At 40.3% G+C, this 12,727-nt stretch carries 10 protein-coding genes and 1 pseudogene; 10 read left to right on the plus strand and 1 reads right to left on the minus strand.

Features of this window, described 5'->3' with window-relative positions:
- Positions 1–54: 54 nt before the first annotated feature.
- The 3 genes from FU659_RS23255 (at position 55) to FU659_RS23265 (ending at position 4,109) form a co-directional block, all read left to right on the plus strand.
- Positions 55–867: a sensor histidine kinase gene (locus FU659_RS23255; RefSeq protein ID WP_397356354.1), complete on the plus strand. Its 813-nt coding sequence runs from the start codon at positions 55–57 to the stop codon at positions 865–867.
- Entirely contained in the window at positions 842–2,506 is a 1,665-nt protein-coding gene (locus tag FU659_RS23260; RefSeq protein ID WP_147949738.1) for a response regulator transcription factor, read from the plus strand. The genes FU659_RS23255 and FU659_RS23260 overlap by 26 nt, the downstream gene beginning before the upstream one ends.
- A 94-nt stretch (positions 2,507–2,600) precedes the next feature.
- Positions 2,601–4,109 carry an FAD-dependent oxidoreductase gene (locus FU659_RS23265; RefSeq protein ID WP_261807990.1) on the plus strand — a complete coding sequence of 503 codons (1,509 nt, stop codon included), beginning with the start codon at positions 2,601–2,603 and terminating at the stop codon, positions 4,107–4,109.
- Here the strand turns inward: FU659_RS23265 and FU659_RS23270 are convergent.
- The gene (locus FU659_RS23270; RefSeq protein ID WP_187274342.1) at positions 4,102–4,962 is read right to left on the minus strand and encodes a DUF2334 domain-containing protein; all 861 of its coding nucleotides are present in this window, start codon (positions 4,960–4,962) and stop codon (positions 4,102–4,104) included. The genes FU659_RS23265 and FU659_RS23270 overlap by 8 nt on opposite strands.
- A 599-nt stretch (positions 4,963–5,561) precedes the next feature.
- Here FU659_RS23270 and thrS point away from each other — a divergent pair.
- The 7 genes and pseudogenes from thrS (at position 5,562) to FU659_RS23300 (ending at position 12,686) form a co-directional block, all read left to right on the plus strand.
- Complete coding sequence (thrS, locus tag FU659_RS23275) at positions 5,562–7,475, plus strand: threonine--tRNA ligase (RefSeq protein WP_147949741.1); 1,914 nt, start codon at positions 5,562–5,564, stop codon at positions 7,473–7,475.
- 69 nt (positions 7,476–7,544) lie between these two features.
- Positions 7,545–8,144, plus strand: coding sequence for a MerR family transcriptional regulator (locus FU659_RS37485; RefSeq protein WP_261807991.1), 600 nt, complete (start codon positions 7,545–7,547; stop codon positions 8,142–8,144).
- Positions 8,111–8,743, plus strand: a complete 633-nt coding sequence (locus FU659_RS37490; RefSeq protein ID WP_261807992.1) for a class I SAM-dependent methyltransferase — start codon at positions 8,111–8,113, stop codon at positions 8,741–8,743. The genes FU659_RS37485 and FU659_RS37490 overlap by 34 nt, the downstream gene beginning before the upstream one ends.
- A gap of 80 nt (positions 8,744–8,823) precedes the next feature.
- Positions 8,824–9,771, plus strand: coding sequence for a GDP-mannose pyrophosphatase NudK (gene nudK, locus FU659_RS23285; RefSeq protein ID WP_147949742.1), 948 nt, complete (start codon positions 8,824–8,826; stop codon positions 9,769–9,771).
- Between the two features lie 127 nt (positions 9,772–9,898).
- Positions 9,899–10,239: pseudogene (locus FU659_RS23290) on the plus strand (zinc ribbon domain-containing protein YjdM).
- Between the two features lie 374 nt (positions 10,240–10,613).
- Complete coding sequence (locus tag FU659_RS23295; RefSeq protein ID WP_147949743.1) at positions 10,614–11,705, plus strand: MGDG synthase family glycosyltransferase; 1,092 nt, start codon at positions 10,614–10,616, stop codon at positions 11,703–11,705.
- Between the two features lie 63 nt (positions 11,706–11,768).
- Positions 11,769–12,686, plus strand: a complete 918-nt coding sequence (locus FU659_RS23300; RefSeq protein ID WP_147949744.1) for a polysaccharide deacetylase family protein — start codon at positions 11,769–11,771, stop codon at positions 12,684–12,686.
- Positions 12,687–12,727 lie beyond the last annotated feature (41 nt).

Genomic DNA, 12,727 nt, shown 5'->3' on the forward strand with positions numbered 1-12,727 from the left:
TATTATTTTATTTTCAGCTTGGATTTATCGGCAGATCCACCAACCTTGCGTAACATGGTGATTGCATTCCGAAAGGTTGAAGCTGGGAACCTTGGAATCACCATAAAGCATAAACATAACGATGAATTCGATTACTTATATAAACAGTTTAATGAAATGGTGAACAGGCTTCAATCGATGATTCATGAGGTGTATGAACAGAAAATAAGGTCGCAACGGGCGGAGTTAAAGCAGCTGCAGTCGCAAATCAATCCGCATTTCTTATACAATAGTTATTTTGTCCTCTATCGAATGGCGAAGAGCCATGATATCGAGAATGTGATTCGGTTTACGAAGCATTTGGGCGACTATTTTCAATTTATTACGCGTAATGCTCCAGACGAAGTAACTTTGGAGTTGGAAATAAAGCTTGCCAATGCATATGTTGAGATTCAAATGATTCGTTTTTCCAATCGTATGGAAACCAAATGGGATGATCTACCCGAAGATTGTAAGGACTTAAAGCTTCCGCGTTTGATCCTGCAGCCGATTATTGAAAATGCGTATAACCATGGTTTGGAAGACAAATTGAATGGCGGTAAAGTGGAAATTAAGATAATGAAGCATGCCGGCTATCTTTGTATCAGCATTGAAGATAATGGGGAAGGACTCAGTGACGAAGCATTGGAAAAAATATACGTGAGTTTACTGTCTTCCTATAACATTGGGGAAACGACCGGCTTGCAAAACGTTCATGCCCGACTTCAATTGAAGTTCGGATCCGACTCCGGACTTTTTCTTTCAAGAGGACAAATGGGCGGATTACGGGTTGAAATGAAATTCCCAATCCAAAAGGGTGAAAATGATGTACCGATTATTGATTGTTGACGACGAACCTATTATTGTGAACGGCTTAGTGGAGCTTTTTAGTGAGCCAAATGATTTGAATTTAGAAATTTATTGGGCATACTCGTCATTCGAGGCAACCGAGACTTTAACCAAAACAAAGATCGATATCGTATTATCGGATATCCGAATGCCACTTAAAAGCGGACTTGAATTACAGAAGGAAATTATGCTGCAATGGCCTCGTTGCAAGGTGATTTTTCTTACCGGTTACAATGATTTTGCATTTGTTCAAGAAGCAATGCGTAACGGTAGCGTTGATTATGTGCTCAAGACCGAAGGGGATGAAAAACTATTAGAAATCGTTGAAAAGGCAATCGTAAGCTTGAAGAAAGAGGTCGAAGTCGACCATTTGATTCAGGAGGCCAAAAGACAGATTTTTAGGGCGTTGCCTTCTTTGCAGAAAGAATTTCTCTGGGATTTGTTGCAAGGAGATCCTTATTCGTTACAAACCATGCCAAAGCAGTTTAATGATTTACAGATTAGACTCGATGCCGATGCTTCCGTTTTATTGGTCCTCGGACGAGTCGATAACTGGAAGCAGGACATCAGTCCTTCCGATCGCTTGCGATTGCTATATGCCATTCAGAACATTGCTGAAGAGTATATGTCTGTATCGTCGTCCGTTTTTTCCATTGTGTACGATCGAAGTAAATTGGTTTGGTTGATCCAACCTCAAATTCAAGACAAATTAAGTGAGGAATATATCGCAGATTCGTGGAAACGTACCATTCTGTTTGTTCATGGCACGTTGGAGTTGCTTCAGTCTACTTGTAAAGATTTGCTTAGTTTGCCTATCTCATTTGTTGCGGCAAGTGAGCCTATAGCCTGGAGGGGCACTGCTGAAAAATTTGAAGCTTTAAAGTCCGTATTTAGCCAAGGCTTTGGGATGAGTGCCGAACTGTTACTGATTGAAAATGACTTGCATCATCACGATCCCCTAAATACGATCGTATCCAATGGCCAAGTACGTCTTCATCTTAAAAAAATTGAGTTCTTGAAGAGTTATTTGGAAAATGGTCGAAAGATTGAATTCTTTGAACTTTATCTGGACTTCATGAACACAATAAATGTTTACCCTTCCCATGCAGACAGCTTGAAAATAGAAATCTATTATTCACTGTTTGCCATGTTTCTCTCTCAATTAAATCGTCAAGGTCTACAAAAAGAAATGAACGATAAAGTGGACATCAATAAGCCTACTCAGATAGAACACAATTCATGGGGTGAGGTCATTGATTATTTTTCGAATTTAGCAGAATTTCTTTTTGAACATCAAGTGAATGAACTGACGGTCAAAGGAAATGAGTATATCACTAAAGTGGAAGGGTACATCAAACAGAATGTGTCTGGAGACCTATCGTTGGCATGTATCGGAGAAGCGGTTGGTTTGAATCCATCTTACCTTTCTCGGCTCTATAAACAGGTTACGGGCCAAGGGTTATCCAGTTTAATTACTGAAGTTCGAGTGATGAAAGCCAAAGCCATGTTACAAGACAATAAATATAAAGTTCATGAAATTTCGAAGCATGTAGGCTTTGTTTCCGATCATCATTTTTATCGATTTTTCAAGAAAGCAATGAATATGACCCCTCAGGAATACCGCGAATCTGTAAATTGAAAACCGATTGAACCCAAAGTGAAAAATAATTGAAACTTAATAGCGCTAATGCCGTCTATTAAATGATATCCATAATTTTCAAATGGGGGAAACAATGAAAAGGCACTCGATGTTCGTATCTGTTGTACTAGTTGCTACTGTATTAGTAGCAGCTGCCTGTGAAGATCAAAAAGCTCCTATGAGTAAGGGAAAGAATACTTCTACTCAGACAAGTGTTGTTGTCATCGGTTCGGAAATAGAGGGCGTTTATTTGGCCAGGGCTGCCGTAGACGAAGGACTGTCCGTCACTATTTTAGATCCCAGAGATGCGCCGGGCGGCCAACTCATTCAGGGTCAGATGCAATTTCTGGACGAACCTGTGGATGGTCAACATCATTCTTTACTGCAAGGACGAGTGAAAGATCTTTTTGTCAAATATAAAAAGGGTGAAATACGAAAGGCGAGTGAATTTGAACAAAACTATAATTCGCTTATAAAAGGAATAGCCTTGGAATCTGGGATTACGATAGTTAATGTGGAGAGAGTAAAGGATGCAGGAACGTCTAGTCAGAAAATAAAGTCAATTACGTATCGCACGCGAGATGGGGTAGAGAAGACCATTACCGCTAACTACTGGGTAGAGAACACAGATTTTTCTGCATTGGCCTCTCAATTAGAATTGGAACGCATACCAGGCATCGAGACCGTTTTTGGCGGAACCAAAGATTACATGGCTGCTTCGATGATGATGAAATTTCGCCAGGTAGATTGGGAGAAGTTTCAAGCGGAAACGAATCGTTTAACCAAAAAGGAAATAGAGGATAAATTTGGTTCGACGTCGACCGTTACGGATACATTTACATGGGGGTTTGGAAAAGTAGGGTCCACTTATAAGCCAAGCAGCAAGGATGTATTTCTTCGCGGTTTGAATACGATCAATCAACGAGACGGTGAGGTGCTGATTAACGCCCTTTTGCTATTTAATGTCGACCCTTCTGATAAGGGAAGCATTCAAAGAGCATTAGATTTGGGGAAATCCGAAACCAAACAGATTCTTCCGCATCTTCGCAAAGAATTGCCAGGTTGGGAACAGGCCGAAATTAACGGATTCCCAGACTATTTATATATACGTGATTATAATCGTTACCAAACGGAATATGTGCTGCAAGCTTCTGATCTCATGAGCGGAAAGATGTTTTGGGATAATGTAAGTATTGGAGGGTATCCCATTGATCTGCAAGGAACCGCAGGTCACACGTGGGGGCAGCACACGGGCACTCCTGACAAATATGGAATGCCGCTGCGTTCTTTTATTCCGAAAGGTTACGCGAATGTCATTCTTGCAGGTAAAAATGTAGGCGCTTCAGCAGTTGCTTACGGGAGTGCTAGGATTCAACCTAATACTTCTTTGGCAGCAGAGGTCATTGGAATCTTACTTGGAAAGCTTAAAGGAGATCAGGATTTAACTAGGTTATCAGAAGCAGAAATGAAAGATATCCATGTGTATCTAAAGAAAAAATATATGATCAATCTAAGTGATGTCAGTGGGGAAAATAAGCTTAAAAATCTGTCGGAAGATGAGATAAAAAGCTTGATATGGGGAAATTGGTACTCCCTTAGCTAATGACGTTCTGGATAGATACAAAGCGTCGGCCATTTGATGTCATGTGTTGAATGAGCCTTTTGAGGGGAGTATGATCTTCATAATAGGGATGTGCATGCTTACGAAAATGAATATAGGGAAATTCGAGATACGGATGATAGAAAAAGGAAGCTAAATCATTCTTGCCATAATCGATTGCTTCGTTTATTATCCTATTCACATCTTGTTCTACGGCTGAACCGTTTACATATCCTAAGGACGTCGGCACATAATAGGTCTTCCCCAAAATCGACTTTGAACTCCGCGAAGTCACTTGTCGGTTGTCAGGGTCTTCTGGATTGCTTTCATACATTAACCAATTACATGCCTCTAAAATCTTGCGCTGAACATCAGATGCCATATAATGCGGGGTTTCAAACCATTCAGGCTGCAAGCCAGCAGCTTGAAACTCGGAATATGCCAAATAGAATCGTGTGTAAGCGTATGACTGCCTAAATTGTATCATCGTTGATAACGACTCTTGCGAATCTTCTGGTGGGCAGTCTTGCTTACATCCCGCAAAAGCAAATTCAAAACCCTCGCCGCTGATTGACTGTCCGTATTGGTGCGTATATCCGTGCATGCCCAGTGAAGCTCCGCGTACACAAAAGGTACGCAACATTTGAAGGAATCTAACCGAAATGGCATTATAAGGATTTCCCATGGCGTTGTCGATACCACGCTCCGGATCAACAAATCGAGGAATGACCGCAACATGAAAGGGTACACTGTGCAAATATAAGTAATCTGCAATGGCAAGTAATTTCATTTGACTTTCCGCAGATTCATAATAGCCACCAGGTCCAACATCCTCAAGTCGAATTAATGCTTTCAATATGGAACCTCCCAATCCGTGCGCTGTCTCATTAAACAATTTATGTTGTTCACGGGTGTTTCATCCGTATGAATTCTCTCCTAACAACCAGCATACAAAAAACCGCCCGGGACAGCTAATCCCGAGGCGGTTACTTACGGTTACTTTAATCCCCACAAGGCTGGAACGTTCGCTGGCTCCCAACAATGAAAAATGTTTAATGAAAAAAACTGTTCTTGACTTTTACGAAAGTAATTCTGTACTATAATAGCAAGTCATACAAAAAGGCACTGACCAAAGACAAGATTTCCTAAACGAACTGTCCAGAGAGAGAAGTTAAGGCTGAAAGCTTCTCCAGTAACCGGTTGAGAAATTACCCCTTTGTAGCCGTGGCGTTGAACCCGTCGAGCTCTTTATCGCGGCAGTAAGCGGCACCGTCTTATCCCCGATACCGGATACTAATAAGGACCCTACATGATGCATACTTTGGTGAATAGCCATAGAATGATATTTGTAGGTCGAATTAGGGTGGAACCACGAGCTGAACGCACTCGTCCCTTTCTGGGACAGATGCGTTTTTTTACGTTCAAACATATAAAAAAAGAAATGGAGGCTAAATCATGGAGATCAAAGTAACTTTGCCGGATGGAACAATTAGGAGGTACCAACAAGGCACCACCATCGAACAAGTGGCGGAATCTATCAGTTCTGGCTTGAAAAAAAGTGCTGTTGCTGGAAAGATCAACGGAAAACTCGTGGATCTTAACCACCCGATCGAGCGTGATAGCCTCATTGAAATTGTTACGCTTGAAAGCAAAGACGGATTGGAGATATATCGACACAGTACGGCGCATTTAATGGCTCAAGCCATTAAACGTATCTATGGAGTTAAATCCGTCAAGCTCGGAATTGGTCCGGTCATAGAAGACGGGTTCTACTATGACATCGATATAGAAAAACCGCTTTCTATTGATGATCTTTTCCGTATTGAAAAAGAAATGGAAAAAATTATACAAGAAAACGCTCCTATTGTTCGCCGGGTCGTCAGCCGGTCAGATGCGATTCAAACGTTTGAGGAACTTGAAGAACCGCTAAAGTTGGAACTAATTCACGACCTGCCGGAGGACACTGAGCTTACGATTTATGATCAAGGTGAATTTTTCGACCTATGTCGAGGACCACACCTTCCCTCTACGGGGCGAGTTAAGGCATTTAAACTGTTGAATGTGGCGGGGGCTTACTGGCGGGGAGACTCTAATAATAAAATGCTGCAGCGTATTTATGGGACTTCCTTTCCGAAGAAATCCCAACTGGAAGAACATTTACATGTTCTCGAGGAAGCAAAAAAGCGTGATCACCGCAAGCTTGGCAAAGAACTTGAATTGTTTATGTTCTCTGAAGAAGCACCTGGGATGCCTTTTTATCTTCCTAAAGGTATGACTATTCGCACAGAGCTTGAAAACTTCGCGCGAGAAATTCAAAGACAGCGGGATTACGATGAAGTGCGCACACCTCTGATGATGAACAATCGAATTTGGGAGGAATCCGGGCACTGGGATCATTACAAAGATAACATGTACTTCACCCAAGTTGATGAAACGCAGTTTGCACTTAAGCCTATGAATTGTCCAGGCCACATGCTCATTTTCAAAAATAGCTTACACTCCTATCGAGAATTGCCTATACGCCTTTCGGAATTTGGCCAAGTACACCGCCATGAATTTTCCGGAGCACTGAACGGGATGATGCGTGTTCGTACATTCTGTCAAGACGATGCTCATCTTTTCGTTTTACCTGAGCAAATCGAGGTTGAAATAAGCCGAGTCATTGACTTGATTGGCTATGTTTATCAAGTTTTTGGTTTTGAATACAAGATCGAGCTCTCTACACGTCCGGACGATTATATGGGTTCGGAAGAACTATGGGATCAGGCCGAAAAATCGTTGCAGAATGTCTTGGATAACCGCGGCATTGCGTATCGTGTGAATGAAGGCGATGGAGCCTTCTATGGTCCAAAGATCGATTTTCATATCCTAGATGCGCTCAAGCGGAGCTGGCAATGTGGGACGATTCAACTAGATTTCCAGATGCCTGAAAAATTTGACCTTACTTACATCGGCGAGGATAACCAAAAGCATCGGCCTGTCGTTATTCACCGAGCAGTTTATGGATCGATTGATCGATTTATCGGTATTTTAACCGAACATTTTGCTGGTGCTTTCCCACTGTGGCTTGCTCCTGTCCAAGCAAAGCTATTGCCTGTCTCAGAGAACTATATCGATTACGCTTTTCAAGTGAAGAAATCATTAGAAGAGGCTGGTATACGTGTTGAAATAGATGCAAGAAACGAAAAACTTGGATACAAAATCCGAGAAGCACAGCTAAAAAAGATGCCGTATATGCTGGTACTCGGTGAAAATGAGAAAATTTCCGGCAGTGTGTCTGTGAGAAAACATGGTGGAGATGACCTTGGTTCAATAAGTATCCAAGCGATTATTAACCAAATGAATGAAGAAATTCATAGCAAAAGATAATACCATCGTCCAATTCATATCCGTCTATGTGGCGGATATGAATTGGATTTTGGAATAGGGGGAATGGCATTGAAGCCGGATAAGAAAGACTGTTTAACCACGGGGCAAATGGCTAAGCAAACAGGCTTAACTTTAAGAACTTTAAGATATTACGATCAGATCGGCTTGCTGAGCCCTTCACAACATGATCATCGATCTAAACGCTTGTATGAAAAGAAAGATATGATGAAGCTGCAAAAAATTCAGACATTAAAATATATCGGCTTATCCCTGGATATTATCAAAAACATGATGAATGATGATTCTTTACCTGAGCAGGACTTACGACGTTCTTTGACTATGCAAAAAGAAATTTTGTTGCAAAAGACAGCCCATATGCAATATGTAGTTAGAGCAATTAATGAAGCCATGGACATCCTTGTTGAGAAGAATGAAGAGATAGACTGGAAAAGCTTGGCTGGTCTTATCCAAGCCGTAAATATAGAGCAAGATTGGGTTGAACAGTACCAAACAGCCTCTAGGCTGCAAGCAAGAATCGACTTCTACGATAAGTTCAGTATGAATAACGTCGGATGGCATCGTTGGTTTTTTGAACATTTAAAGGACAAGCCTGGACTCAGGATATTAGAGATTGGTTGCGGGATGGTACATTATGGAGCAGAAATATAGATCAAATTCCTGCATCCTGGCATATTACTCTGACTGATCTGTCTAGCGGAATGTTGGATGATGTTCGTAGAAATATCCGTGAAGCTGACCATCGTTTTAAATTCCTTGTAGCAGATGCCCAAGCCATTCCGTTTCATAATAGTGAATTCGATGTCGTGATAGCCAACAATATGCTCTATCATGTTCCTGATATTCCAAAAGCTATATCTGAAATCTACAGGGTTATGAAGCCAGACGCGAACTTTTATGCATCGACTATGAGTAAGAAGCACTTGCAGGAAATCGAGCAAATAGTTACCTCTTTCGATCCTAGTATTAAGGTTTTAGATCCCATTATGGAGCGATTTGAATTTGGCAATGGTGATGATATTTTGTCAGCCTGCTTCTCAGAAATAAAACTTATTCGGTATGAGGATCATATGATTGTAAATGACATTCAACCATTACTGAATTACATGACTTCAACACCAATGAATGCTAGAAGCATCCTGATTGGATCCAAATTGGATAAATTCAGAACATTTTTACATCAAATCCTTGAGCGTGATGGCGTTATTCACATAACCAAGGATTCGGGCTTTTTCAATGCAAAGAAATAATCTTTTTAGATTAAAAATAATGCTTGAAAGTGACGTAACGTAACCTTATATAATCAGAGAAAGTTAAGGGAGGTTATGTTGTGAATACAAATATTCGTATAGTCAAAGAAGAAGTTTTATCTAACAACTGGTATCAGCTAAAGAAGATTACTTTTATGCAGTTAAAAAAAGATGGTTCATGGGAGACTCAAGCTAGAGAATCCTATGATCGCGGGAATGGTGCCACCATTCTACTATTTAATCGAGAAAAACAAACGGTCGTTCTAACCCAACAATTTCGAATGCCAACCTATGTGAATGGGAATGAGAGTGGTTTGCTGATCGAGACGTGTGCGGGTTTGTTGGACAAAGAAAACGCTGAACAATGTATTTTACGAGAAACGGAAGAAGAGACAGGTTACCGCGTAAGCCACATTGAAAAAATTGGGGAAGCCTACATGTCGCCAGGTTCAGTGACCGAGATTTTGCATTTTTTTATAGCCGAATATTCTTCCAACATGCAAGTTGGCAAAGGTGGCGGAATAGAGGAAGAGCAAGAAAATATCGAAGTATTGGAATATTCGTTTGAGAAGGCAATCAGTATGGTACGCAATGGTGAAATCAAGGACGCAAAAACGATCATGTTATTGCAATATGCGCAGATCAATAGACTTCTTGAGCCCAAAAGAGCTCTGCATATTTTAATTGCGGGTCCTTATCGCTCTGGAACGGGTGACGATCCGCAGCGGATTCAGACTAATATCAATGAGATGAACAAGATAGCCCTACAAGTTTATGAAGCGGGACATTTACCGGTATTAGGAGAATGGTATGCGCTACCTTTGATCGAGCGAGCAGGATCACAGCATATAGGAGACGATATATTCAATCGACTTTTTCATCCCTCATCGATGCGGTTATTGGAATTCTGTGATGCAGTTCTACGTATCGGAGGTCCTTCACAAGGAGCCGATGAAATGGTAAGAATAGCCTTAGAAAAAGGCAAGATCATATTCCAAGATATATCAGAAATTCACACCATACATTAATTCGTTCTTTTGTATTTAACGGATCTATAGGCGTACGGAGGCTTATGTTGCTTGGGGGAAGGTTGTCAATATGAGATAACTATGGCAGTATATAAGCATATAAGTACGACTGGAGGATACGAAATTAATGTTAGAATTGCCCAATTGCCCAAAATGTCATTCCGCATACACCTATGAAGATGGTGGGCTTTTTATTTGTCCAGAATGCGCTCATGAGTGGACTCTAGAAGCGGAAGCTGAAAATATAGAAGGTATGAGGACCATCAGGGATGCGAATGGAAATGTTTTAAATGATGGAGATACGGTAACTGTAATCAAAGATCTTAAAGTAAAAGGAAGTTCATTAGTCATAAAAATAGGTACTAAAGTAAAAATATACGTTTGATTGATGGAGACCATGATATTGACTGTAAAATTGACGATTTCGGAGCTATGAAACTAAAATCTGAATTTGTTAAAAAGGCATAAATGTCGGTTTACTCCAATATGCAGCAAAAAGAAATCCGCGCCTAGCGCGGGTTTTTTTTCTTTATAATTAAGGAAAATCCCAATCCACGGCCATGGAAGGATGTTGAAATATACAAATATATGCTGCGTGTTTTACGCATGGCTTTGATGATTTGTCATAAATTGAGAGCATCGAAGAAAAAAGGACAGACAGTTCGAATGTTGAGAATCAAAAATCAGAATCTTGATGCCTTACATCAAACCCGTTTAAATACTGTCGATTTAAGAAATACTTAATAAACGCTTCACAGAACCTTAATTATTAATGCCTATTATGAAATAGCATAAACTCTATATAATGGTTATGATTATACCTGCTATTGGGAGGTTTTAAGTTGACTCACTATCCTCGAATCTTAATTCTTACCGCTGGTTATGGAGAAGGGCATCTACTTGCATCCATGGCTTTAAAAGAACATTTTTTAAAACTTGGCGTTTCATACATACAAATTTTAGATTTGATGAAAGAAGCACATCCTGTGATCAATAAAGTCTCAAGCAGTGTATATCAGGGAAGCTTTAAAGCAGCTGCATACGGTTTCAATTATTATGGGTGGAGTTATTATATGACTCAGGAAGCTAAGTCCCATAACCCTTTACTTACTGTTTTGAATCGATTAGGTTATAGGCATCTTAAAGAACTCGTATCCAGCTTTAAACCTGATGTTATCATCAACACATTTCCTTATGGTGCTGCCCCGGCAATTGGTCGTGCTTTTGGCATTCCAACATACACCATTATCACTGATTATGTTATGCATGCAAGATGGCTCCATCCTCATATAAATAAGTACTATGTGGCGACCAACGAATTGAAGCGAGATATGTTAAACGCGGGTATATACGAATCCCATATTGAGGTTACAGGGATTCCGGTTCGAGCAGCTTTTGAAAATCATACAGGGAACCACGAGAATCAGAAATTGGTCCTATTCTTCGCTACCTCCTCGCATACGATAGAATTAATAGAAGAGCTGGTAAACAAGCTTCAAATTATTGGTGGGTGTCAACTTGCCGTTATTTGCGGTAGAAATAAAAAATTGGAACAAATGCTAAACAGCCAATTTCAACATCTCTCTGGAGTCACCATTTATGGATTTGTTGAAAATATCAATGTATTAATGGCACAAGCTTCATGTATTATAAGTAAAGCAGGGGGTCTTACATTGGCTGAATCACTTATTCTGCAAGTTCCGGTTTTCATCTATCGGCCATTCCCTGGTCAAGAAAAAGATAACGCCAATTATTTTTCCCGTAAAGGAGCTGCCGCTATTTCTCATGATATTACTCATTTAACGGAACAAATTGAACATTTTTTGACCAACTCTTCTTATGCAAAGCGAATGAAATCACAAATGTCATCTTTACACCAATCAAAAGCTGCCGATACAATTGTGAAAGATATTCTTAAAAACATGTATGGATAGGTCAAAGGCCAACTACTCTTTAGGAATTCGCGAGAGTACTTCTTTGGGAAGAGAGTGATAGGGTTGAGTACATTAATTTGGTTCCTTTTCATATTTTTATCGGTATACACCATAATACCTACGCTTATCGTTCGTTTAGGCGGATTTGGCGTTTACACCAAGGGGAAGAAAGCGAATGGAATCGCTTTAACATTCGACGATGGTCCTGACCCCCAATATACGCCGCATTTACTTGATTTATTGGCAAGATATAAGGTCCAAGCTACATTTTTTGTACTCGGATCCAAGGCAGAGAAATACCCGGAATTGATTTTGCGCATACATAAAGAAGGTCATTTGATAGGGATTCACAATTATGTACACTGGGCCAACGCGTTAATGACACCCAAAAAGGTCAAAAAGCAATTAAACGACTCTGTAAAAGCCATTGCAAACATTATTGGCGAAAACCCTATTTATTATCGACCGCCTTGGGGGATCATAAATATATTCGATCTATTCTTACTGAGGCAATTCCATATGGTTTTATGGTCGCTTATGGTTGGTGACTGGAGAAGCAGCGGTGGAAAGGACCGAATTAGAAAAAAACTGTTTTCTAAACTGAATAGCAACGAAATCATTTTGCTTCACGATAGCGGTCTGACTTTTGGCGCCGATCAAAATGCTCCGACATATATGCTTGAAGCTTTAAGTGAATTTCTGGAAGAGTGTAAACGCCGTGAATATATCTTTTTGCGAATTGATAACAAGATGAAATTAGATGGGCTGCGTAAACAAGAACCCTTGCATCTGCTCAAAAGAATGCTGGTATATGTATGGTTGAAGTGGGAGATGCTTTTTCATTGGTTATTTAAAGTTCAGCCCATAGATCCCAACTGTCAGATCTTTTATGTCAGACTATGCAAGTATCATGGGATGACGATTTTCTGGAAGAGTGTAAACGCCGTGAATATATCTTTTTGCGAATTGATAACAAGATGAAATTAGATGGGCTGCGTAAACAAGAACCCTTGCATCTGCTC

The sequence above is a fragment of the Paenibacillus sp. N3.4 genome, from assembly GCF_008017805.1.
Lineage (GTDB): Bacteria > Bacillota > Bacilli > Paenibacillales > NBRC-103111 > Paenibacillus_E.

Coding starts and splice junctions, on each gene's coding strand:
- FU659_RS23255 (WP_397356354.1), top strand. CDS start 55: ATGGTGATTGCATTCCGAAAGGTTGAAGCTGGGAACCTTGGAATCACC.
- FU659_RS23260 (WP_147949738.1), top strand. CDS start 842: ATGATGTACCGATTATTGATTGTTGACGACGAACCTATTATTGTGAAC.
- FU659_RS23265 (WP_261807990.1), top strand. CDS start 2,601: ATGAAAAGGCACTCGATGTTCGTATCTGTTGTACTAGTTGCTACTGTA.
- thrS (WP_147949741.1), top strand. CDS start 5,562: ATGGAGATCAAAGTAACTTTGCCGGATGGAACAATTAGGAGGTACCAA.